The organism is Paenibacillus sp. FSL M7-1046, assembly GCF_038007405.1.
Classification (GTDB): domain Bacteria; phylum Bacillota; class Bacilli; order Paenibacillales; family Paenibacillaceae; genus Paenibacillus_AQ.
The window spans coordinates 6,851,654-6,873,596 of the sequence record NZ_JBBOXB010000001.1; the positions used below are offsets into that span (position 1 = coordinate 6,851,654).

General features: G+C 46.0%; 25 protein-coding genes, 1 tRNA gene and 1 other annotated feature. Of the genes, 8 read left to right on the forward strand and 18 right to left on the reverse strand.

The genetic code is table 11. From position 1 onward, the window contains the following. Positions 1–128 precede the first annotated feature (128 nt). Positions 129–866: an MBL fold metallo-hydrolase gene (locus NYE29_RS30655; RefSeq protein ID WP_340898842.1), complete on the forward strand. Its 738-nt coding sequence runs from the start codon at positions 129–131 to the stop codon at positions 864–866. A gap of 115 nt (positions 867–981) precedes the next feature. Here the strand turns inward: NYE29_RS30655 and NYE29_RS30660 are convergent, their stop codons facing one another. From NYE29_RS30660 to NYE29_RS30670, 3 genes are all read right to left on the reverse strand, one after another. Beyond that, entirely contained in the window at positions 982–1,218 is a 237-nt protein-coding gene (locus NYE29_RS30660; protein ID WP_340898843.1) for a DUF3892 domain-containing protein, read from the reverse strand. A gap of 85 nt (positions 1,219–1,303) precedes the next feature. Next, the gene (locus NYE29_RS30665) at positions 1,304–1,747 is read right to left on the reverse strand and encodes a GNAT family N-acetyltransferase (protein ID WP_076112079.1); all 444 of its coding nucleotides are present in this window, start codon (positions 1,745–1,747) and stop codon (positions 1,304–1,306) included. 82 nt (positions 1,748–1,829) lie between these two features. Next, positions 1,830–2,045 carry a hypothetical protein gene (locus NYE29_RS30670; RefSeq protein ID WP_038590399.1) on the reverse strand — a complete coding sequence of 72 codons (216 nt, stop codon included), beginning with the start codon at positions 2,043–2,045 and terminating at the stop codon, positions 1,830–1,832. A 158-nt stretch (positions 2,046–2,203) separates the two neighbouring features. After that, positions 2,204–2,469 (forward strand) — a binding site (T-box leader). Between the two features lie 166 nt (positions 2,470–2,635). Between NYE29_RS30670 and metG the strand changes: the two genes are divergently transcribed. Together metG and NYE29_RS30680 are read left to right on the forward strand one after the other, a co-directional pair. Next, positions 2,636–4,300, forward strand: coding sequence for a methionine--tRNA ligase (gene metG, locus NYE29_RS30675; RefSeq protein ID WP_340898844.1), 1,665 nt, complete (start codon positions 2,636–2,638; stop codon positions 4,298–4,300). A 221-nt stretch (positions 4,301–4,521) separates the two neighbouring features. Further along, the gene (locus tag NYE29_RS30680; RefSeq protein ID WP_340898845.1) at positions 4,522–4,923 is read left to right on the forward strand and encodes a hypothetical protein; all 402 of its coding nucleotides are present in this window, start codon (positions 4,522–4,524) and stop codon (positions 4,921–4,923) included. A 134-nt stretch (positions 4,924–5,057) separates the two neighbouring features. Here the strand turns inward: NYE29_RS30680 and NYE29_RS30685 are convergent, their stop codons facing one another. From NYE29_RS30685 to NYE29_RS30710, 6 genes are all read right to left on the reverse strand, one after another. Continuing rightward, entirely contained in the window at positions 5,058–5,279 is a 222-nt protein-coding gene (locus tag NYE29_RS30685) for an aldo/keto reductase (RefSeq protein WP_340898846.1), read from the reverse strand. A 31-nt stretch (positions 5,280–5,310) separates the two neighbouring features. Further along, positions 5,311–5,490, reverse strand: a complete 180-nt coding sequence (locus NYE29_RS30690; RefSeq protein WP_445322227.1) for an aldo/keto reductase — start codon at positions 5,488–5,490, stop codon at positions 5,311–5,313. Positions 5,491–5,656: 166 nt separating this feature from the next. After that, complete coding sequence (locus tag NYE29_RS30695; protein WP_340898847.1) at positions 5,657–6,394, reverse strand: creatininase family protein; 738 nt, start codon at positions 6,392–6,394, stop codon at positions 5,657–5,659. Positions 6,395–6,593: 199 nt separating this feature from the next. After that, positions 6,594–7,076 carry an NUDIX hydrolase gene (locus NYE29_RS30700; RefSeq protein WP_076112089.1) on the reverse strand — a complete coding sequence of 161 codons (483 nt, stop codon included), beginning with the start codon at positions 7,074–7,076 and terminating at the stop codon, positions 6,594–6,596. A gap of 21 nt (positions 7,077–7,097) precedes the next feature. After that, positions 7,098–7,532 (reverse strand): NUDIX hydrolase, encoded by a 435-nt coding sequence (locus NYE29_RS30705; RefSeq protein WP_076112090.1) that lies wholly within the window; start codon positions 7,530–7,532, stop codon positions 7,098–7,100. A 169-nt stretch (positions 7,533–7,701) separates the two neighbouring features. Next, positions 7,702–8,238, reverse strand: coding sequence for a cupin domain-containing protein (locus NYE29_RS30710; RefSeq protein ID WP_340898848.1), 537 nt, complete (start codon positions 8,236–8,238; stop codon positions 7,702–7,704). A gap of 136 nt (positions 8,239–8,374) precedes the next feature. Here NYE29_RS30710 and NYE29_RS30715 point away from each other — a divergent pair. Continuing rightward, positions 8,375–8,446, forward strand: a tRNA-Val gene (locus tag NYE29_RS30715). A 192-nt stretch (positions 8,447–8,638) separates the two neighbouring features. Here NYE29_RS30715 and NYE29_RS30720 read toward each other — a convergent pair. From NYE29_RS30720 to NYE29_RS30750, 7 genes are all read right to left on the reverse strand, one after another. Further along, positions 8,639–9,034 carry a LytTR family transcriptional regulator DNA-binding domain-containing protein gene (locus NYE29_RS30720; RefSeq protein ID WP_340898849.1) on the reverse strand — a complete coding sequence of 132 codons (396 nt, stop codon included), beginning with the start codon at positions 9,032–9,034 and terminating at the stop codon, positions 8,639–8,641. Between the two features lie 16 nt (positions 9,035–9,050). Next, positions 9,051–9,185, reverse strand: coding sequence for a cyclic lactone autoinducer peptide (locus tag NYE29_RS30725; protein WP_081965804.1), 135 nt, complete (start codon positions 9,183–9,185; stop codon positions 9,051–9,053). 2 nt (positions 9,186–9,187) lie between these two features. Further along, on the reverse strand, positions 9,188–9,712 hold the full coding sequence (locus NYE29_RS30730; protein WP_340898851.1) for an accessory gene regulator ArgB-like protein: 525 nt from the start codon (positions 9,710–9,712) through the stop codon (positions 9,188–9,190). Further along, a complete protein-coding gene (locus NYE29_RS30735; RefSeq protein ID WP_340898852.1) occupies positions 9,705–10,334 on the reverse strand; it encodes a hypothetical protein in 630 nt (209 codons plus the stop codon). The genes NYE29_RS30730 and NYE29_RS30735 overlap by 8 nt, the downstream gene beginning before the upstream one ends. 337 nt (positions 10,335–10,671) lie before the next feature. Beyond that, complete coding sequence (locus NYE29_RS30740; RefSeq protein ID WP_340898854.1) at positions 10,672–11,883, reverse strand: copper amine oxidase N-terminal domain-containing protein; 1,212 nt, start codon at positions 11,881–11,883, stop codon at positions 10,672–10,674. A 377-nt stretch (positions 11,884–12,260) separates the two neighbouring features. Then, positions 12,261–12,548 carry a hypothetical protein gene (locus NYE29_RS30745; protein ID WP_076112099.1) on the reverse strand — a complete coding sequence of 96 codons (288 nt, stop codon included), beginning with the start codon at positions 12,546–12,548 and terminating at the stop codon, positions 12,261–12,263. A gap of 221 nt (positions 12,549–12,769) precedes the next feature. Then, on the reverse strand, positions 12,770–14,371 hold the full coding sequence (locus NYE29_RS30750) for a helix-turn-helix domain-containing protein (RefSeq protein WP_340898856.1): 1,602 nt from the start codon (positions 14,369–14,371) through the stop codon (positions 12,770–12,772). A gap of 174 nt (positions 14,372–14,545) precedes the next feature. Here NYE29_RS30750 and NYE29_RS30755 point away from each other — a divergent pair, with 174 nt between their 5' ends. Next, a complete protein-coding gene (locus NYE29_RS30755; protein ID WP_340898857.1) occupies positions 14,546–14,752 on the forward strand; it encodes a helix-turn-helix transcriptional regulator in 207 nt (68 codons plus the stop codon). Next, positions 14,749–15,138, forward strand: a complete 390-nt coding sequence (locus NYE29_RS30760) for a hypothetical protein (protein WP_340898858.1) — start codon at positions 14,749–14,751, stop codon at positions 15,136–15,138. Before NYE29_RS30755 ends, NYE29_RS30760 begins: the two co-directional genes overlap by 4 nt. Before the next feature lie 105 nt (positions 15,139–15,243). On the opposite strand, the gene NYE29_RS30765 is transcribed toward NYE29_RS30760, so the two are convergent. Together NYE29_RS30765 and NYE29_RS30770 are read right to left on the reverse strand one after the other, a co-directional pair. Continuing rightward, complete coding sequence (locus NYE29_RS30765; protein WP_340898859.1) at positions 15,244–16,263, reverse strand: ABC transporter substrate-binding protein; 1,020 nt, start codon at positions 16,261–16,263, stop codon at positions 15,244–15,246. A gap of 570 nt (positions 16,264–16,833) precedes the next feature. Then, entirely contained in the window at positions 16,834–17,742 is a 909-nt protein-coding gene (locus NYE29_RS30770; protein WP_445322228.1) for an Rpn family recombination-promoting nuclease/putative transposase, read from the reverse strand. Between the two features lie 480 nt (positions 17,743–18,222). On the opposite strand from NYE29_RS30770, the gene NYE29_RS30775 reads away from it, so the two are divergent. Then, a complete protein-coding gene (locus NYE29_RS30775) occupies positions 18,223–19,278 on the forward strand; it encodes a LacI family DNA-binding transcriptional regulator (RefSeq protein WP_340898861.1) in 1,056 nt (351 codons plus the stop codon). Positions 19,279–19,457: 179 nt separating this feature from the next. Then, entirely contained in the window at positions 19,458–21,893 is a 2,436-nt protein-coding gene (locus NYE29_RS30780) for a GH36-type glycosyl hydrolase domain-containing protein (protein WP_340898862.1), read from the forward strand. Positions 21,894–21,943: the final 50 nt, after the last annotated feature.

The window sequence follows — 21,943 nt, forward strand, 5'->3', positions numbered from 1 at the left end:
ACTGCCAAGGGTGACACAAGTTGCGCCGAAGTGAGATGAAAATTTCATTTCTGTCATCAAAATGTTACTATATTGAAAATATAACGTTAACCTGCTTTGGCAACAATTAGAACTGGAGGATTTTCGGTATGACAATACAACTGCAAATGATAGGTACGGGCGATGCTTTTTCCAATAACTACTATAATAACAACGGGCTGCTGCTGGATGGCAACTTCTCGCTTCTCATAGACTGTGGTGCTACAGCCCCGCTCGCCATGCGTCAATTAGGGAGATCGTTCCGTGAGGTGAACGCGACGCTAATCACACATATCCATAATGATCATGTCGGCGGACTGGACGAGCTGGCACTGGAGTTGATGCAGTATAATAACCGGAAAATGCAGCTGCTGTTGTCAGAGACACTGCTCAAACCGCTTTGGAATCACATCCGCAAGAGCGCTCACTCAAAGGAAGGCCGTGCAGATTCCCTCGAAGAAATGTTCAATGTAACTGCCCTGCGTCCAGGTCAGTCTTATACCCTTTCCCCGGAAATCACACTGCAATTGATTCGCACCCCGCATATTCGCGGCCGGGACAGCTACTCGCTGCTGCTGAATGATGATATCTTTTACAGCGCCGATATGACCTTCCAGCCTGAGCTGCTGATCAAGCTTGTCCGCAAGCATGGCGTCCGGAAGATTTTTCACGACTGTGAGCTCAGCGGATCGGGTAAGGTTCATACTACACTCCGGGAACTGATGTCTTTGCCTGATGATGTACGCAAGTTAATCTATTTAATGCATTACAGCGACCGGAAGCCTGAATTTGAGGGGATGACCGGAGAAATGGAGTTTCTTGTTCAGCATGAGATATATGAGCTTTGAGGTTCAGTTTCCCGTATCTTTATTAACCGCAGTTTATAACCTTGAAGCTGCAAAAAAAGCCGGATGGGTAGTGTCAACTGACACTGCCTGTCCGGCTGTTCTTATCTATGCAGTTTTAGAACTGCGGCAGCTGATCCAGATTATTCGTGGGATCGCCATCCGCATCGCCACGGATGTATAGTTCGCCATCTCTGCCTTTGAACACATTCACTCCGGCTATACTTCCCGCTAGAACCTCCTGCAGCGCCTGCTGGTAGTCCAGTACTCGTCCTGAAGAGGTCTGGAACTTCATCAGGTCGCCGTCACCGTTTCTTTGGGCCGCTGTAAACCGTTCGCGTTCATTGTTCATCACTTAGGATCTACTCCTTCGCGCTTGGATTGGCCATTAGGCTCAACTCTAGCTTGCCCTGCTAACGAAAGAATATGTACTTTGAGGTTTACAGCGTTTTCTGCATTCTCACATGCAAAATACCCGCATCATAGAATGGCTCTGGAGAGATCACTTCATACCCCAGCTTGTTATAAAAGTCTTCCGCCTGGCATTGTCCATCAAGGATGGATGATTCGAGGCCCAGCTCACGGGCAAGCTCCTCCAGTGCCAACAGCAGGATACGCCCGTATCCCTTGCTGCGGTAGTCTTTGTCGACTGCTATACGCTGCATTTTCGCAGTGCCTGCTTTATAATAAATCAATCTTCCGGTAGCTACCGGGAGACCCTCATCCATCAGCAAGATATGATGCACATTGTCGCCGATTACATCATACTCATCAATTTCCTCTTCTTCCGGTACCTTTTGCTCTTCAACAAATACTTTTTTGCGGATGTCCAGTCCCATCTGGAGCTGTTCATCTGTCGTTACATGTACGATTTCCGCCGCCATACTTCCACAGGTCTCCTCTCTTTATATAAAAACGATAGTTGACCCATTATACAGAATTTTCATTACGCTGTGAAGAGCGCCATTATTCGACCGAATAGACCTCAGTGGAAATCGAGCGGTCGTATACATCCTCCAATACAGGCGATAAAGGGCTGTCTAAACCTTCAGGCTTTCCATCCAAGCCAGTCATGCTCTGGATCTCCACAACACTCGGCGCCTGATAGGACGAAGCACACCCAACTGCCGTCAGAAGCAGCATTAAACACACTACCGCTTCCCATATCTTAATTCTGCGCATCTTTTCCCTCCTATCGTCTTCTGCTCTACACAGCTTTGACGATTCGTGAGGTTATTAAACTGTTCAGCGGTCTTTGTTGAATCCAGATTCAAAAACTGCATTTAACGCTTGACTTCTACCACGTTCCTCCCGTAAGATAACCATTAATTAGGATAACCACAAAAGCTAAGAAGAGAAAGAGTACCTTGGCCAATCTTTCACAGAGAGCTCCGGCCGCTGAAAAGGAGCAAAGAAAATCCAAGGGAATATGGTCTCTGAGCTGCGCATCGAACCCCTCCAGGAGGGTTGTAGGCTGCGCCGGAACCCGCATCCGTTATCATGCTAGGGTATACCCGCGAACAGCGGACGTACCTGAAGAGGTGAATGCCGCAAGGCATTGATGAAGTTGGGTGGTAACACGTGAGCACAGGCTCTCGTCCCTTTTGGGGACGGGAGTCTTTTTTGTTGCCCAAAAATGCTTCTGGAGCGAGTTTTGTTGGAAGGGAATTCAGGGAGTAGCGCTCACAAAACTTGAGCATATGCTTCCGAAGCGAGTTTTGTTCGAAGGACAATCTGGGAGTAATGCGCACAAAACTTTAGGAGGAGATAAAATGTCCAATATCTTTATCGGAGGGGCGTGGCCTTACGCCAATGGCTCTCTGCATCTGGGAAGGCTGGCAAGCATTCTGCCCGGTGACATTCTGGCCCGCTACCACCGGGCTAAAGGTGATCGGGTGCTGTATGTGTCCGGCAGCGATTGCCATGGAACACCGGTTGCTGTCCAGGCAGCCAAAGAGGGCGTAACGCCGGGCGAATTCGCCGACCGCTATCATGAGGAATTTGTGGAGTGCTTCGGCAAGCTTGGTTTTACTTACGATTTATACACGCGGACAGATCAGGAAACCCACCACACGGTCGTTCGTGAGGTATTTCTTAAACTTCTGGACAACGGGCACCTGTACAAAAAGACAACACTCCAGTGCTACTGCGAGCAGGATCAGCGGTTTCTACCCGACCGGTACGTGGAGGGAACGTGTCCGGTCTGCGGGCAGCAGGCACGCGGTGATCAGTGCGATTACTGCTCCACCCTGCTCGACCCGTCCGATCTGCTGGACAGATCCTGTAAAATCTGCGGAACCCCTCCGGTGCTGCGGCCTACAGAGCATTACTATCTTTCTCTTTCAAGCTTTCAAAAGGAACTGGCAGACTATGCAGCATCATCTCAGGGCTGGAGGGATAATGCCGTCCGGTTGACTCAGCGTTATCTGCAAGAGGGACTTCAAGACCGCGCGGCTACCCGTGATCTCGATTGGGGCGTGGATGTGCCGGTAGACGGATTCACCGGCAAAAAAATCTACGTATGGATCGAAGCGGTCAGCGGCTATCTGTCCGCCAGCAAGCAGTGGGCCGCAGAGACAGGAAACCGCTGGGAGGATTTTTGGCTGGAGAATCGCGACAGCATCGATGAGGATGGCAAGACAACCGCTTATTATGTACATGGGAAAGACAACGTGCCTTTTCATAGTCTGATTTGGCCGGGTATACTATTGGGAGCGGGCGGACTGCATTTGCCTGACCGTCTGTTTGCCTGCGAATACATGACACTGGAAGGGCAAAAATTCTCTACCAGCCGCAACTGGGCGGTCTGGGTACCGGATATTCTCAGCCGCTATCAGCCGGATTCAATCCGGTACTTCCTGATTGCAAACGGCCCCGAGAAACGTGATACCGACTTCTCCTGGAGGGAGTTCATCCACAGCCATAATGGCGAGCTGCTCGGCGCCTTCGGCAATTTTGTAAACCGCAGCCTGGCCTTCATAAATAAAGCCTTCGGAGGTTATGTGCCGGACGGAATACTGGAGCCTAAGTGGAGAGCGAACTTCGACAACTTATACGCTGAAGCCGGCAGGCTGATCGAATCCGGGCGTTTTAAGGAGGCTCTGGAGTTTATCTTTGGTTATATTCGCCAAGCCAATAAATACTTTGATGAACAGAAACCCTGGCTGCAGATCAAGGAAGACCGCAACGCCTGCGGAGATACCCTCTACACCTGCGTACAGATCATTGCTAATCTGGCTAATCTGCTGAATCCGTTCATTCCTTTTTCCTGTGATGAGCTCCGCACCTTCTTGTCCCTTGATGAGGCTGGATGGCAGCAGTCCTCTGTTCCGGCAGGACAAACCATCAATGAACTGAAGCTGCTCTTCGAACGCATTGATACTGTACGGATTGAAGAGGAAACAGCCCGGCTGGAGAGCCAGATGCTAAGTAACTAATCCTTATTACACCTGCTGGCTATATGGCGGAGGATGAGTTTAGTATGTAGTAGGCAGCCTCCGCCTGTAAGTTGCAACTTTTTATTCGGGATGATATCAATTCTATTAAAGGTGAAACTATGAGAAAAACTCTAACTCTAGTTCCAATTTTATGTATATTACTTTTTCTGCCTTCTTCTTCTTTTCTAATGAAGCATTCCTTTCGGAGCGCCGACTGGGGAATGAGCATTACCGAGGTTAGGGAAAGCGAAACGTTGGATTTCAAAGATCTCGGCGATGGTGCTCTAAAGATTCTGCAATATAAATATCCGTCACCGGAGTTTGACGATGCTTGGGTGTACTATTTGTTCCCGGAACAGCAGAACCACAAGTTAGGCGGCGCCGGTTACATCTATTATATACAGGATCAAGAGGCCAGAGCAGCACTCGTCCGGAAGCTGTCGGAGAAATACGCGGGCATCTACGGTGTAGGGCAGTATAGCAATGATGCCAATTTCCAACGGTATTACTGGAATTTACCCGACAAGAGGCTGATCATTTACAACGATTTCGGAGCAGAAGCGGCGGCTCAGTTCTACTATGATTATGAATTCATTGAAACTATCAATGCAGGAACACAATAACTGGTACCGTCTCTCGAAAAAAGCCGATTTTTCTATAGCCCGGTTGATATCGTAAGGCTTGTAGAAAAAAACGGCTGTACCGCAAAAGACCACTGTATACCTCATGCTTTCTCTAATTCTACCGGTTATCCAGGTTAATTCTGGCCGGGAAACCACCCGCCGGCTACTGCCCCCTTCGGTGAGATATTTTCGATTTGAGCAAGCTCTTCCGCCGACAGGGATACCTGAAGCGCTCCAAGGTTCTCCTTCACTCTATCCAGCCGCTTTGTCCCCTGGATCGGGACAACACTGTCGCCCTGTGCCAACAGCCAAGCCAGAGCAAGCTGTGAAGTCGTGCAGCCTTTTTGTACAGCCATCGCTTCAATCAGGGAGACGACTTCAAGGTTTTTAGTGAGTATGCGTCACCCCGAATTTGGTCGCAATTACAGCCTTATCCCTGCGGCCTTTAAGCGCCCGCCCCAGCAGGTATTCCTCACCATAAAGATCTGCTGTATCAAAAAGTGTCACACCCAGCTCCAGCGATCCACGGATCGTATCTACCGATTCTTCACTAGCAGCAGCTTTCAGGGAGTTAGGGCGTCTATTTTAATAAAATTCCATTAATTGTTATCCATTAAAACGGATGTTCATCATTGTGCAAGCCTACGCGTTACGCGTCCCCGCAGCGTCAGAATAAAAAAAGTGCCCGAACAGTCATAGACACAACTGCTGCGGACAAACTTTTGTGCAACTTTTACTGAGCTAGAGCAATTTCCTGCAGCATTGCTGCAATGGCTTCAACGGAACCTTTCCACAACTTCTCGCCAAGATCCCTACTGGCATGGGTTGGGTCACCTATAACGCCTGTTGTGGAATATTTGCCAAAATCCAGATTGGGATCATCCCATTCCGGCTCGCTGCTGCCAGGATTAAAGATCTGCGCTTCCCTAATATCCTCAGGATGTTTATAAAGTCCCAGCGAAGTAGTGAAGCTGTCTGCATGACCACCCGGAATGTCGGGATCAGCATGCCTGCACCAGATCTCATGAAACGGATGATGGGGAATATCGACCTTGGCTTTCCCCTCATATTCCTGATTGAACCTTACTGCCACATTGCCCAGCAAATGACCGCCACAGCCGCGAAAAATAACCAGCTGTCTAAAGCCTTGGTCCACCAGGGAAGTCAGAACAGCGTATATTACATCTTCATACAGCTTCTGCGGAATATCGATAAAGCCGTATCCAAAGCTGCGGTGCTCCGGCGTAGGTCCAAAAGGAATTGTCGGTATCACCAGGGACTTGACTCCGTATTTCAGCTTGGCCTGCTGCGCTGCTTCAATGGACAGCTCTGTGGCCAGCCAGGTATCAAAATCAACGGTGGAGTGTGGACCCTGCTGCTCCGTACAGCCCGTCGGAATAATTGCCAGATAACCTTCCGCTGCTTTTTCTTTAATTTCCAAAAAGGTGAGTTTTCCGTATTCGACTGTCATTTGAATTTCCCCTTAGGTTGTCTAATAGTAAATAGTCGAAGCGAGGTGTTTGTTTATGCGCAGATTTTCATTGTGGCTGCCCCTCGGAACCTTTCTTGCCGCAGGAATTCTTATGGATTTCCTGATCCATACCCTTAACGAGAAATGAAGGCTAGCTGCAGCCATCGAAGTGAAGAATAGCAGGATTGCCACGCTGGTTCTATATCTTCCGTTTCAGCGAGACGGCAAACTCTGGTTTGGTCTCATAGGCCATGTAGGATACGATCCCTGCAAAATCCAAATAAGCCTGATAACGCGTGCGGATCGCCATGCTTGTGATCTTGTCCAGCACAAGCTCCTTAGCCACCCAGCAGCTTTCCGACGTTTCCTCTGAAACGGCAAGTTCTCCGCCCACCGGCTTACATACATAATCCAGCATTACTTTCGTCGGAACATCGGTGATGCCGTCATGCCATTTGTACATTCCGGTATTCGAATACACTCCGATCAGGTGAGAGACCTCGGTGTCTATTCCGCTTTCTTCCTTGATCTCCCGGATGAGTGCATCCATCAGATTCTCTCCGGCCTCTACTTGCCCCCCAGGGAACACCCAGCCACCATGAAACGTTTTGACCAAAAGCACTTCTCCCTGCTCATTCTCCACGATCCCGCCGACAGCCACAATATGAGTTGGCATAGCCATGTTATTGACCTCCCATGATCTTTATAGTTGAATATTGCACTGCTCAGCAAATTCATTGACTTTGGACAGCAATACAGGATAGATCATCGGATAGGTTAACTCTTCCGGTACCTCCGTGAACCCGCATATTTCTTCCATTTCATAAGCCGGCAATTGTCCGAACTTATTAACGGTGGCCAGGTAGAGCTTTCCGAAACTATCCGGCATTGACTCTCCGGTAACCGAATAAATACTTATTGGAAATAACGTATAGTCTTCCGCTCCTGTCTCTTCATACAGTTCTCTTGCCGCTGCTTCATCAGGCGTTTCATTCTCATCAATATGTCCACCTGCAAATTCCCATGTGGTACGACCACGCTGCCGAGCTAATATCCACTGCTCATTATGCCTTACGATAATAACGACGTAGGTTAGATTTTCCTCCTTTATTCCCGTCTCGTGTATAGTAACTTTCATTCACAAGCATCTCCTTAGACGGCAAAACCGATAGAGTTTTGGTGGATTACCGGATGTGACGTTCCTATTATCTCTGGTTTTTAACCTATGTATAGAATATCTTGATATTTCTTCCAAAAGTTTCTTCTATTATATAAAAGAAGCATTCATAAGTCCGCCGGCAAAAGAATCACTCACCACCGTCTTCTCCCCGCTTCTCCTCACCCTTGCCCGGAGCGTTCAATTGCGCCCATATCTCCCGGGTCAAATGTTCGCCTTTATAATAGTCCACCCTATCCTCCGTTTCATACAGCTCTTCATACGGCAAAATATTGATTTTCCCGGAGTCAGGGTATTCCGCAACATCCAACCCGTTATTCGTCCGTAAATCGAGATAGCGGCAAGGCGTCTCCGTATGATTGAACAGCTGATGCGCACCTGATGGACCGGTTTCGAAAAATATCGTATCGCCCTCATGGACTTCCTGTAACCCGGCGGGAGTTCTTAACATAGCACTGCCCGCCATAATCACAAACAGCTCTTCAGCATTTCTATGAAAGTGATACGGATACGAGTACTTGCCCGGGTCCAATGACCGGATATCAAAAATCAAATGCTTCGACCCTACCATCCCCGCCAGCTTCTCGCTGGTGTGCCAAGCAAATTCCGGAACCGGAGACTGCCTTTGTTTAAAAGAGATATTCTGTTCATTAAAAATGGTCGCCATGGAATCACTCCCTACGCAAAAGTTAATTTAATCCGAGCATAGAGACTATGGAACAAGTTGTAAGTGAGTAAATTCATATGCCGTGAAAAAAACATTGCCATCTCCTCACATCCTGTGGTATTATAAATTTCGTTGCAGGACGGTAGCTCAGCGGGAGAGCACTATCTTGACAGGGTAGGGGTCATGGGTTCGAACCCCATCCGTCCTATACTGCATCACTACGTAAAACTCCTTATTTTATAAGGAGTTTTTCTTTTTCTATTCCCCACTCGCATTGGGGACGGAATTTTTCGCTTATAAAAACAACCACTCATGTCAGAGTGGTTGTTTTTATAAGTCTGATGCGATTGATAATCAATTTATATGTTTTATCCTGAGTGATTATTTTAGAAAAAAAGAGTTACCATAAAGGCAACTCAATGAAATTGATTTTTGTAGTTGTTAAATTAATATTTTTTCTGACTTCTTTGTATCCTTTTTCAGAAAGGAAACACTTTTGCTCGACTCCTGATAAATTTTCCCCGAAGTAGGCCACATGAAACGACTTATCCACTTGAAAGATATTAGAAACATGAATCAATGTGTTTCTGACTGCTAGCACGAAGTTATATCCCGATGCCTCTAGAGTGCTTAGCCAGTATTTCAATGTGCCGACTGTATAGTAAACTCCTTCTATCGTGTGGACGAGTATCCTATATATGTCTCTCTCAAATTCCATATAATTAATTTTAGGTATTTCAAGAGAAAACAACCCGGTAATGCCTTTTGGGTCTTTATTCACGGATATGATACTCAAACGGACCACTCCAGTATTATTTAAGTAGTTCTTCTGGAACCTCAGGTTGATGCACATACAACGCACTGTTTGTATTTGCAATGAATAACGCTACCATCGATAAGCATGTCGCCAAACCAGACACGATTCGAACATTCGCTTTTTTCAACATTTTTACTTCACCTCCTTTCTGGCAATTAATAGACTTAGAGATTGAGCAAAATAACTCACGGCTATAGCAGATGAACAAATTATGACATTTGTAGCAACCAAGACCAGACCGATTATTTTAAGCTTCGGATAGTGACGCTTGGGAATTCTAGTCTGCTTTTCAATCCCAATAGGCGCTAACCACAAGATGATCAAAAAACTGATTCCATTCATAACCTGTACAACTAATAAATTTACGTTAATAAACGATAGTGCAGTAAACAACGTCGTAGTAAATATGACACATGCTATACCCGACTTAAGGTGAACACCGCCCGACGATTGCCGTAGTAATGCAAAAGAAACTAATATCGTTGAAGCTTCAGAGAAATTACCTGTGAGCAAAGATATCGCAAGTGTAATGACAATGATAAAAACAATATTTAGCACAACCTCTAATGCATACTTTAGAACCGCTTGCGATGCGGGGTGATCAGGAACAACTTTTTTTATGTTGTAGGCTATCCTCTCAGATATACGATCAATCATTTTCTTTTTCCTTCCCAATAGAGTAATAAATGAAGAAAATTGAGATCACTAAAAAGAACAATATATTCAAATAAATTTCGTTGTAGTATAAAAGAATTGACATTCCAATTAGGAAAATTATGATGATCGTCGTTAAAAAAATATCTTCTAATTTAAATCGAAGTTTCTCTATGTCAAAAGTAAAGCCTTTGCCTTTTCTGTAGTAGTGCCAAAAAAAGGAGCAAATAACTACGGAGGTGAGTACTTGTAATATGTATCCATTGCTTTTTTCCCCTTCTATTGCTCCTATTGAACCGAATAAGATAAGTACAATAACAGTTTGTATGACTGCAAAAATAGCATATCCTGATATAGTTGCAATAACGGACAGTATGAGGGGCATCCTAACAACTGCAGCAAAAAACAATATGAATATTACTATCAATATTAAAGGTGCGATATTGCTCATATCAAGCTCTTTCCTCACCAAATAGCTCTGCAAATTTATAATTAAAGTAACAAACAAGGCTTGCCAAGCATGATGTTTCCACTTAAATCTAAAGAGCGACATAATCAAATAATAAATAGACATGAGTTCAATAGTCGAAAAGAACATGAAAAGCATTGGCTCCCATGGCAACACACAACACCGCCTGACATTATTTTCATTCAATGCATTAATTATAAATCCGAAATAGAGTTACCGTATACTACTTATTTACTACGAAATAGGTCCGCTTCCTCATGATAATTGATCGTTACGTTTTACTCGCTCCTTTCTGTTCTGACTCTCAATATCCCTTATCCCTCCCGCGTATGCCCGCCGATAGATTTTTTTGAATTATTTGTAAGTCAGCAGACCAGAAGACGAAGAAATCCCGCCAGCTCAAAAAAGCCCGGCGGGTTATCATATCGTTGGGTCAAACACACGAAACCAAGGCGGATAAGCTAAACATCAAATATCCATTCAAGAGCGGCGTTCATCCCTCCAGAGCATCATTTATATATTGAACAAACAATTTGTCCGAGAACAGAACAACCTTATTGTCCTTCGTCAGCATATAGATGCTTTTAGCATCAGCACTTACATACGCAGTAGTCACATAATAATAGGGATTATTTGCCCCTACAAAACACACTTCGATAACATAGTAATTTTGCTTATTGATTGTCTTAACCTCACCATCATCCATAAGATTAGGTTCATTTCCAAGAAGGGATCTAACTTTTTTATCAAGAACTTCTAAAGCTTTTACTCTCAAAGAAACAGCATTCATACTTTCTGAGAAAGCTTTGTCAGAGAAACCAACAACTTGATGGTCTTTATTCAACATGAGGAAAGTTTCTCCATCTACACTGACATACACAGTGGTAACAACATAAGAGTTAAAATATTTTTCATCTCCTATTTCAACATTAAAAGCGTAGTATTTGTTCCCGTTGATGATTTTAATCTCATCGTTGTCGTCAATAGTTAGTTCCTGTGACTGAGCTTCTATCTTTGCTTCCAAAACTTCAAGGGCATTACTTCGAGATATACTTTGAAAAGCTCCATCAGAAATAGAATAATAAAGCACTTCACCGTTGTACTTATCAACAAGGTACACACCGTTATTGTAACCGTCCAGATTAACGCTATAGTATCTTAGAAGCTCCTGCCCCTTGATTTTTGCTGTGCTGTTGTCTCCATCTATCAGGTACTTAGCTTTTTGTAATGCTTCAGCTTGCGTTGTAACTACCTCACTAGCCGCATGCTTCGATTCGATAGCTACGGTCTTCCACACATCTTTCCATACCACATCTGTATTCATTCCTTTGGAAATTAACTGAATGGGCACCATCATGGTATTGTTGATGTTCTGCGGCGGAACCTCAAGAGCAAGCTTCTTACCGTTCGTATAGGCCGTTTTTTGCCCCAAAGTAAAAGAAACCTCGAAGGAACCGCTTTTGATCACAATCGGCTTCTTAGCAGACTGGAATTTAATAGTAGCATTTAAAGCTTCAGTGACAGCACGCATAGGTACCATTACCCGGCCATTTTTATAAACGGCTGGCTGGTTCATGTTTAAAAGCTGACCATTCACCATTACTTGGATTGTCTGATTCATGTCGGCATGTACATAACTACCTGTGCCAGCGGAAGCCAAAATCAAACACATGATAAATAGCACTCTTTTTACTATATTTCTCAATACGAAAACTCCTTTGTTTCAAAATGATATGACTATGTGTATGTATAATATTTTGCCTAGTACTTGTATGGTTTCGTTCACTATTGATCAGCTCATACAACTTCTAAATAATATCGCAAAGACTCCTCATATTTTCTGATCCGTTTATTTTGCGCTCCCTCCCCCTAGTTGTTCAATAAGCATACAAAATGTGCCAATATACGTCAAAGATATGATTAATTCTTATAGTACGTTCGGAACTGCTTCATACATGGGGCTTCTTGATTCTTCATGATGTCAGCAGCCGAATAAACAATAACAAACCCGTCAGGCACTATGCCCGACGGGTTATGATACACATGCTCTACATTCAAATCTATCTATTGTCGTTTTTAAAACTAGAAATCAGCAGTAGCAATTTGAATTGAACCCGTAGCAGGACCAGCAGCTGTGGTCTGGAGAGCCGCTGCCAACAGCAAAGCAACTTCCAGCGTGAGGCTATTGACTGGAGGTATTTCATAAGTGATAACAGGAGCATTGACACGTGTAACTACAAGAAGGATCGGAAACGGACCGTTGTTATTAACGGTAATTGTAGCATTTGCTCCATTGTTCAAGTTTTCAAAATAAGATTTACCAACATTGGTAGCCAGAGAGTAAAACTGCTGAGGTAAGAGAATCGACATAAGAATCACCTCCTAGAACTAGATATAGTATTCTATTCTTCCAAAGAATAAATGTAATAGATAAGTGAATCAGTAATAAAATACATTTTACTATTATTAAATAGTGGTGAAACTATCTTCTATGGCCTAGATTCAATCAAAATTAGATATAAAAAAAGACCCCGCCGCATCCGGCAGAGCCAAATCATTCATGAACTTATCCCACATAGGTAACCGGCTCTTTACGCCAGTACCCGCAGCACATCCTCGATCTTCCGCTGATGCGAAAGCACACCATAATTCATCCAGGCCATAAAATCCACCTCGTACACGTTGCGGTTGCGCACAGCGGGCAGGCTTCTCCATAGCGGCGTATCCAGCAGCTCCCGGCCTTCACCTTCCTGCCGGTCAAAAGTAATGAACAGATGATCCGCCGTCAGGCCTGACAACTCTTCACTTGTTAGGCTCACGCGCTTCTGTCCCCGGGTGAGCTGCCGGACCAACGGATGCCGCTGGAGCCCGAGATCCTCATGCAATACGCTTGCTGTATATCCCAGACCCTCACATCCATAGAGAGCAACTCCGCAGGAAGAAATTCGGAGTAACGCTACTGTCTGTCCCCGGACGCTGCGGCTGAGGATCCGCTTCGCCTGCTGGGCCTGCTGCTCATAATGGCCGATGACCTCCTGCACATGTTCCGTTCTGCCGAAGACAGCTGCTGCAGAACGCAGTGTTGCACGCCAGTCTTCCTGGTGGAACGGGAGTCTGAACAGCGGAGCAATCTGGCGGCACTCACCCAAATGCCAGCGCTGAAAGCCGTCATCCAGCATAATCAGCTCGGGCGTGTAACGGGAAAGCTCTGACCAATCTCCGCGGGAAATATCAAACGTCGGCACCTGATCCAGACCCAGGTACTCTTGCTTGCCCCACTGGGCATGACAATATTGGGCCACCGGAGTAATGCCCAAAGCCAGCAGATAATCCTCCAGAAAAGGCGCGAATACACGGACCCCATCCTGATGAAGACTCCTGTATTGACCGGGTGTAACACCTACTGCTCCCTTGAAACGCCGGTTAAAATAATACTCATTGCTATAGCCGACAGTCAGTGCAATATCATGCAGCCGGTCCTTGGTCAGAAGCAGCTGCTGCTGCGCCCGTTCGATACGGAGGCCGTTCAAATGCTCCAAGGGAATCCTGCCGGTAATCTCTTTAAAAAGCTGTGTATAACGCGCGCGCCCAATGCCTGCAATCTCTGCCAGTTGGTCGACGGATACCGGTTCACTGTAATGCTCCTGCATATAGTGAATGGAACGTTGTACCGCCTCATGATCATTCTTTGTCTGAACTGCCGGGGAATTGGCTCGCATGATCAGCAGCAGCAGCTCCTGAAAACGGGTATGACCCGCGAACCATTCGATGTCATCGGGGCTCCTGCGGCTATGATAAATGGAATCCAGCAGCAGTGCACATTGTGAAAAAGGTCTGCAGCTTAAGAGACCCGGCTGGAGCATGGCATTCCCGGTCAATTTCCCCTTTCCGCGGTGTCTGCCATCCCCAGTGCCGATAACCTCAAAAGCAAGCCGGTAAAAGCTAAGCCCCCGCTCTCCGGCCTGAATTCTGCTCATAGATCCAGCCTTAATCAGAAAGCCTGCGCCCTTGTCCAAAGGATAACGCCTTTCCTCCGCTTCGAGCCAGCCCTGCCCTTCCGATACTATGATTAATGTGTGCTCCTGAAACACAGCCATTTGTCCGTTTCCCGCAGGGGATTGGGCTATTGCTTCTATGTTAGTCAAGCTGTATAACAGCTTTTTTTCAGTGCTTTCACTGAGCTGTTCTGCCATTCTCCCGCCCCCTAATTGAGAATCATTTTCATTTCCTTAGTGTAAAACAAAAATGAAAGCCTATCAACCATGCTGTTCAAAGGTGTAAAAGATGTTTGACACTTTAACCATGTTATTTTAAAATCTATATGTAAATACTTTTTTACACCCATCTAACGAAGAAGGTGGAATTTAATGCAAAATCATATCAAAAAATTTCGAGAGCAAAAAGATATATCACAAGGCAAGTTAGCAGATTTATGCAATGTTAGCAGACAGACCATAAATGCCATTGAAAACAACAAATATGACCCAAGTTTGCAATTAGCTTTTGATATTGCCAAACACTTAGGAGTTAGAATCGATAAGTTATTCTTACATGAAGGGAGAGAAGAGGAATGAACACCCGAAAAATAGGTGCAATCGCAGTAGGGGCAGCCGCTCTAATTGTGGTGGTTTTTACCATCTATAAGGTCATGGTTGGAAAAGACGTTGGATTTAACGAAATAATAACAATCGCAACGCTATTAATGATGTTTTTTCCTATGATCACCTGGGGAAGCAAGGCAGACAAAGATGGTATATTTGAGGATGACGAGTTAGGAAAAAAGATTACGGAGAGAAGCTCGAAAATAAGTTACTTTCTTCTTCTTTTTTTTATACTTGCAGCTTTAGTTGCTGATGAAATCGTAAATGAAACAATGAACATTTTTTTATTAGGGATATTAGGATTAGCAATGATTACATTACCTATTGTTGAGTTTTTAGTGAGTAAGAAGTATCGCTAGCGGGAACGACAGTTCAATAAAAAAGCGGCAGTCCAGACTTTATTTCTCGTCCATGGCTGCCGCTGTTTATTTTTGGGGGGTTAGTCTATCAGTTTGCCTGGCGTTTTATTGCACCATTGCTTTCAGCAGATCATCCAGCTTCATCGAATTGGCTGTAATCGCGCCGGATTGCCAGTGGGAGCGTTCCATTCTGTAAATATTCCCGTTCTTCACCGCAGGCAGATTCTTCCACAACGGGCCATCAAGAATTTTGATTGCTTCCTCATTCTCCGCAGTGTCCCATCCTCCGTTGTCAGGGAATACAATGATATGATCCGCCTCAAGATCTGGTATCACTTCTTCGGAAATAATGGACTGAAATTCAGTCATCTCCGCAGCCATAGGGACGGGAGTCAGACCGAATTGATCATAGATTACACCCGTAAAGCGGTTTTTGACACCAAATAACGCAAAGGTTTTCTCGGCAACGTTAAGCCGGATTACAGCTACCTTCTCCTGCCCCAACGCCTGCTGCAGCTTGGCTTTTCCATCTGCTACCTTCTGGTCATACTCCGCAAGTACAGCTTCGCCCTTTTCCGGAATGCCCAGCACCTCTGCGATAGCTGTGAGCATTTGTCTTGAATCCTGCAGCACTTTCTCCGGCAGACGGTAGGTTGGCGCTACCTTGGAATATTGTTCGTATTTTGCTGCATCTGCTCCTCCGTCGGCAATGATTAAGTCTGGATTTTTTTCCAACAATGCCTCAATGCTCCCGGTAATATCGTATTCCGGCACATCCAGATTCAAATAATTCTGCTTGCCCCAGCTGGGATGATACCATTGCACGACCGGGGTAACGCCTAACGCCTTCAGGTAATCCTCCACATAGATCCCTGCCACCCGCTTGGGACTAACAGGAATTTCAACCTCTCCGAATTCCCCGACGACAGTCCTTGTGCCATTATCGGCTGGAGTATCGGTACTTGCATCGGTAGATGTATTGCTTGCTGCGGTTGGATTCGCCGCATTCTCTGTTTGAAGGTTTTTTCCTCCGGCAGCATTATTATTCGTGCCGCAAGCCGCCAAAGCGGACATTGCCAGTACAAGTACAGCTGTCCAAATACATTTTCGACCCCAACTTGCCATTGATCTCTTCACTCCTATACATCATTGTGATTGATTATCATTCTCAATAATCCTAATCACAATAGTAGCACGTCTTCATCAGCTTTCAATGCACTTTCTCTGCGGCAATCTTATACAAACTTCTAACTCGCATAGTATCTCACGTCGATTTGCAAACCTATAAACAAGCTGAAACGGATAATTTATAGCGTGAAGCATATAAAAATTCATATAATTTAAAAAACGACCCTGCCAGCAACTGGCAGAGTCAAGAGTTCATGAACGTATATACTACATACAAGCTGGGGATATCTTCAATTTAACACCTGATTGTTAATAGAGTGTGTGAAGAAATCATGGAATGGATAAATTATCCTTCGAAACTTCTAAATCTAACCAAACGTAGTCAGACCCATGAACAAACCTTTTTCCTTTGGCTCTAAACTTATCCTTACCCTCTTCACACAGTGTGGAGAAGTCATATCCATTAGGGTTGAAAAATTCGATAAATTCTAAGCGGACCTCAAAACAAGAAAGCCTTCCGTAGTTTGGAGAGGCTTTCTTGTGCTTGTAGCTAACTATGGCAGATGTTCATTGCAGTGGCTTCAGTTGTTTAATTTCTTCTACCGTCAGGCCAGATGCTTCAGCGATTACAGGCAGATCAACGCCGAGTCCAAGGAGCTTCCGCGCAATCTCTCTTTTCGCCTGAGCTTCACCTTCAGCCTTTCCTTCAGCCTTTCCTTCAGCTTTTCCTTTTGCTTTTCCTTCAGCAACACCTTCAGTGAACCCTCTGGTCTTCGCCGTTTCATACATTGAAGCTTCATCATGTAAATATTTTTGGCGATCTTCATACTGTCTGCGGGCTTCCTCATTCTGACTTAAGAACTCCAGCGTATTCATGGCCTTCTTTAGTATAGGCTCATTCATTGTCAGCACCTCCCATTTGGATTGATCTGCGCCTTTCAAAAAGAGCAACCAATTCGCAAGACCGCCTTGCTCCAGCGAAACGATTTGCTCATCCAGCTTCGGAAGTTCCAAAAAATGAATTTCAATGTCTTCAACCAGCGAAATACCGGTCCGGTCTTCACGCAGATGAAACACGTTATGATACATCTCATTGGGCAGCAATGTATAGTTTAGGATATTAATAGTCACACAACGCTTCAATAGGCTATAAGACTGGCTTTCCTGTAATTGGCTGGAGTATTGTTTACTCCAATAGAACAAAGTTCTCTTCTCTGTATCATATTTATTAAACAATTGCATCTCGACATTAATGATTTCGCCTTCTATTGTTCTGGCACGAATGTCCAGTATAGACTGCTTATCGCGAGGAGAATCTTTGTCTGTGTACGGGTTAAGAAGAATGATCTCGCTTAGTGGCGGCTTCCCAGCCTCAGCAAATGTCCGGTTAAGGAAAGCGAGTAGTACATCACGGTTCTCTTCACTGCCAAATATACGCTTGAACAAAAAATCATTGCGCGGATCAAGTAGCTCCATCTTGACATCTCCGTTCTTGTTCATTATAACATTATCGCTTCCAGTTGCGCATGTTCTATGTAATCCCCGACCATCTCCACATATTTATTCCTGTACTTACTCCCCTCAATGGCGGCAGCTTCCAGGTCGTTCAGCCACCTTTTTTTACAGATTTAGGATTTAAGATAATATAACCTTGATACTAACAAACAAATGTTCGTATATCAAGACATGTTTTGAGGATACTTTTCCTTTTGATACTTACTATCTATCCTATCCATATTCTGAACACAAATAGAGCAACCTCGGGGTTGATCCAGTTTGTTTTATCCGTATGTTTCTCTGTCTACGCCTATAATAGCGTGATTGAAGCTACTGAATTAGTTGAAGCTTAAAAAAGAGCTTCCCCGCAAGGCAAAATTCTTTAGTCTGGTGATTGATTTCTGTAGCGATTTATTTTACAATGAACTCATAAACGCGCGTTTATTTAAAGGGGGCACTATGCGCAGCGAAGATATTGCTAAGCTCGCCGGGGTATCCCGTAGTACGGTATCCCGCGTGATCAACAACTATTCCAATGTCCCTGAAGAGACCCGGGCCAAGGTGCTGAAGGTTATTGAACAGCATCAATACGAGCCAAACAGCTTTGCCCGGGCTCTGGCCGGCAAGAAGACCGATACGATCGGCCTTTTCGCCATCAGCATGAACGAGAAGGAGAATGCAACCCGGATCTATCAGAACAATTACTTCGCGCCTTTCGTCGATGCCGTAGTCGACACGTCGAATGCCCGCGGCTGTTATGTGCTGATTCATACCGTATACTCTCCCGACGATTTCCTGAAGGTTAAGCAGGCTTTCCTGCAGAAACGGATTGACGGCGGCATTATCGTCGGCACCCAGAAGGATATTGATATCGTACGGGAAATGGTTGGACTTGAATCCCCGCTAGTGCTGATCGATTATGACATTTCGGAGATTATGTCGGAGCATCTGGACCGTAATCATCTGGCCATTGTGAACTCCAAGGACTATGAGGGCACAGTCGAAGCCATCGAGTACTTGATCGGCCTTGGCCATGAAGAGATTGGCATGATCTGCGGACGAATGAACACGTACTCCGGACGGGAACGCTATATGGCATACGAGGATACGTTGAAGCGGCATGGATTGCAGCTCAATGAGAACTTCATTCTGCAGGGTGATTTCCTGAAGGAGAAGGCCTACGAAGAGGTCAAGAAGCTGCTGGAGTCCGGCGGCCCATTGCCGACTGCCTTCTTCTCGTCCAATGATGACATGGCTATCTCAGCGATGGAAGCGTTCTCCGAACACGGAGTATCCGTGCCTGAGGATATGTCCATTGCCGGATTCGATGATGTGCAGCTTGCCTCGCGCATTCATCCCAAGCTGACCTCCGTACGTCTGCCGATTTACGAAATGTCCAAGGCCGCTGTCGAGAAAGTGATCGAGCTGTGCGATTCCGCTCAGCCGACCTTTAGCACCATCAGCTTCCCGGCCAGGCTAATCGAAAGAGACTCCTGCCTGCCGCCGAAGAAGTAAAGCTCCCTGCAAGAATGCTGCATCATCCGTCCAGCGTATACCATTTCACTGGATGTACCAGCATTTCTTTAAGGAGTGGCAATCATTATAATGTTTTGCAGGAAAATCCCTTTGCCCCGAGGGAATTTTTTCTCAGCTTTATAAACGCGCGTTCACAATTGAAAGGAGACTTTCCTCTTATGAAATTCGGAACTTTTGACGACACTCGTAAAGAGTACGTAATCAACACCCCTAAAACACCTTACCCATGGATCAACTACCTCGGTAACGAGCAATTTTTCGGCCTTATCTCCAATACTGCCGGTGGTTACACCTTCTATCGCGATGCCCGGATGAGAAGATTGACCCGCTACCGGTATAACAATATTCCGCTGGATACAGGCGGACGTTACTACTATCTGTATGACGACGGCGATTTCTGGACCCCGGGCTGGATGCCGGTCAAACGCGACCTCGATTTCTACGAGTGCCGCCACGGTCTTGGCTATACTTCCATCACCGGCGAACGCAACGGTATTTCTGTGAACCAGCTCGCTTTTGTACCGATGGGCCACAATGCCGAAGTTCACCGCCTTGTTGTGAAGAACACCGGATCTGCTAAGAAATCGGTGAAGCTGTTCTCTTTTGCCGAGTTCTGTCTGTGGAATGCCCAGGATGATATGACCAACTTCCAGCGTAATCTGAGCACTGGTGAGGTTGAAGTCAAGGATTCCGTAATCTATCACAAAACAGAATACCGTGAGCGCAGAAACCACTACGCTTTCTATTCTGTAAATAAAGAAATCGCCGGCTTTGATACCGACCGCGAATCCTTCGTGGGCATGTATAATGGCCTCGATGCTCCACAAGCAGTAGCTGCCGGGGAAGCAACCAACTCCGTAGCCAGCGGCTGGTCGCCAATCGGCTCTCATGCACTGGAAATCACGCTGGAACCAGGCGAAGAGCAAAGCTTCATCTTCGTACTCGGCTATATCGAGAACCCGGAAGATGAGAAATGGGAATCCCTGAATGTCATCAATAAAAAACCGGCGCAGGCTGTCATCGAGCAATTCGCTACAGACGCTCAAGTGGATGCTGCTCTGGCTGTTCTGGCTGCACACTGGGATAACCTGCTGTCCAAATATCAGATCACAAGCGGCGACGACAAGCTGAACCGTATGGTTAACATCTGGAACCCATATCAATGTATGGTTACCTTCAACATGTCCCGCTCCGCTTCCTACTTCGAATCCGGGATTGGCCGCGGTATGGGCTTCCGCGATTCCAACCAGGACTTGCTCGGATTTGTACACCAAATCCCTGAGCGCGCCAAAGAGCGTATTCTGGATATCGCCGCTACCCAGTTCGAAGACGGCAGCGCGTACCACCAATACCAGCCGCTGACCAAAAAAGGCAACAACGAAGTCGGCACCGGCTTTAACGATGATCCGCTTTGGCTGATCCTGGGAACGGCTGCCTACATTAAGGAAACCGGCGACACATCCATCCTGGATGAGCAGGTTCCTTTCGACAGCAACCCGGACAACACTGCTACCCTGTTCGAGCACTTGAAACGCTCCTTCGAGCATGTCACCAACAATCTCGGACCTCACGGCCTGCCGCTGATCGGCCGCGCGGACTGGAATGACTGCCTGAACCTTAACTGCTTCTCAACCGAGCCAGGCGAATCGTTCCAGACGACTGCCAACATCGAAGGCCGTGTAGCGGAATCCGTCTTCATCGCCGGTCTGTTCGTCTTTGTTGGACCGGACTATGCGGAAATTTGCCGCATGCGCGGACTTAACGATGTTGCTGCGGATGCCGTAGCCAAGATCGACAACATGCGTGAAATCACACTAACCCATGGCTTCGACGGTGACTGGTTCCTGCGCGCTTACGACCACTACGGCGACAAGATCGGCAGCAAAGAAAACGAAGAAGGCCAAATCTTTATCGAGCCGCAAGGCATTTGCGTAATGGCCGGTATCGGCGTGGAAGACGGTCAAGCAGCCAAAGCTTTGACTTCCGTTGAGGAACGTCTGGACACAGATTATGGTATCGTGCTGCAGCAGCCGCCATACTCCAAGTACTACCTGAACCTGGGTGAAATTTCTACGTATCCGCCGGGCTACAAAGAAAATGCCGGTATTTTCTGCCACAACAACCCATGGATCATGATTGCTGAAACGGTACTTGGACACGGCGACAGAGCATTCGATATCTATAAGAAAATCGCTCCGGCTTACCTGGAAGACATCAGCGAAATTCACCGGATGGAACCTTATGTGTACTCGCAAATGATCGCTGGTAAAGATGCCGTACGCCACGGGGAAGCGAAAAACTCCTGGCTGACGGGTACCGCTGCCTGGAACTATGTAGCCATTACCCAATCCATTCTCGGTATCCAGGCTGATTTCGCCGGTCTGAAAGTAGATCCTTGTATCCCTGCTGAGTGGGACGGATTCGAAATCACCCGCGTCTTCCGTGGAGATACTTATGTAATCACTATTAAGAACCCTAACCATGTCTCTAAAGGCGTTGCCAGCCTCACTCTCGACGGCGCCGCTGTAGTAGGTAACATCATCGCTCCTGCCTGCGACGGTGCAGTGCACCAAGTGGTAGTTGAGCTGGGCTAAATAGCTGCCGCGACAACATGTTAACCCTTGTTTATTAAACAGGCCTCGTC

Coding starts and splice junctions, on each gene's coding strand:
- NYE29_RS30655 (WP_340898842.1), top strand. CDS start 129: ATGACAATACAACTGCAAATGATAGGTACGGGCGATGCTTTTTCCAAT.
- NYE29_RS30665 (WP_076112079.1), bottom strand. CDS start 1,747: ATGGCGGCGGAAATCGTACATGTAACGACAGATGAACAGCTCCAGATG.
- NYE29_RS30670 (WP_038590399.1), bottom strand. CDS start 2,045: ATGCGCAGAATTAAGATATGGGAAGCGGTAGTGTGTTTAATGCTGCTT.
- metG (WP_340898844.1), top strand. CDS start 2,636: ATGTCCAATATCTTTATCGGAGGGGCGTGGCCTTACGCCAATGGCTCT.
- NYE29_RS30680 (WP_340898845.1), top strand. CDS start 4,522: ATGAGCATTACCGAGGTTAGGGAAAGCGAAACGTTGGATTTCAAAGAT.
- NYE29_RS30685 (WP_340898846.1), bottom strand. CDS start 5,279: ATGGCTGTACAAAAAGGCTGCACGACTTCACAGCTTGCTCTGGCTTGG.
- NYE29_RS30695 (WP_340898847.1), bottom strand. CDS start 6,394: ATGACAGTCGAATACGGAAAACTCACCTTTTTGGAAATTAAAGAAAAA.
- NYE29_RS30700 (WP_076112089.1), bottom strand. CDS start 7,076: ATGGCTATGCCAACTCATATTGTGGCTGTCGGCGGGATCGTGGAGAAT.
- NYE29_RS30705 (WP_076112090.1), bottom strand. CDS start 7,532: ATGAAAGTTACTATACACGAGACGGGAATAAAGGAGGAAAATCTAACC.
- NYE29_RS30710 (WP_340898848.1), bottom strand. CDS start 8,238: ATGGCGACCATTTTTAATGAACAGAATATCTCTTTTAAACAAAGGCAG.
- NYE29_RS30725 (WP_081965804.1), bottom strand. CDS start 9,185: ATGTTGAAAAAAGCGAATGTTCGAATCGTGTCTGGTTTGGCGACATGC.
- NYE29_RS30730 (WP_340898851.1), bottom strand. CDS start 9,712: ATGATTGATCGTATATCTGAGAGGATAGCCTACAACATAAAAAAAGTT.
- NYE29_RS30745 (WP_076112099.1), bottom strand. CDS start 12,548: ATGTCGATTCTCTTACCTCAGCAGTTTTACTCTCTGGCTACCAATGTT.
- NYE29_RS30750 (WP_340898856.1), bottom strand. CDS start 14,371: ATGGCAGAACAGCTCAGTGAAAGCACTGAAAAAAAGCTGTTATACAGC.
- NYE29_RS30755 (WP_340898857.1), top strand. CDS start 14,546: ATGCAAAATCATATCAAAAAATTTCGAGAGCAAAAAGATATATCACAA.
- NYE29_RS30760 (WP_340898858.1), top strand. CDS start 14,749: ATGAACACCCGAAAAATAGGTGCAATCGCAGTAGGGGCAGCCGCTCTA.
- NYE29_RS30765 (WP_340898859.1), bottom strand. CDS start 16,263: ATGGCAAGTTGGGGTCGAAAATGTATTTGGACAGCTGTACTTGTACTG.
- NYE29_RS30770 (WP_445322228.1), bottom strand. CDS start 17,742: ATGGAGCTACTTGATCCGCGCAATGATTTTTTGTTCAAGCGTATATTT.
- NYE29_RS30775 (WP_340898861.1), top strand. CDS start 18,223: ATGCGCAGCGAAGATATTGCTAAGCTCGCCGGGGTATCCCGTAGTACG.
- NYE29_RS30780 (WP_340898862.1), top strand. CDS start 19,458: ATGAAATTCGGAACTTTTGACGACACTCGTAAAGAGTACGTAATCAAC.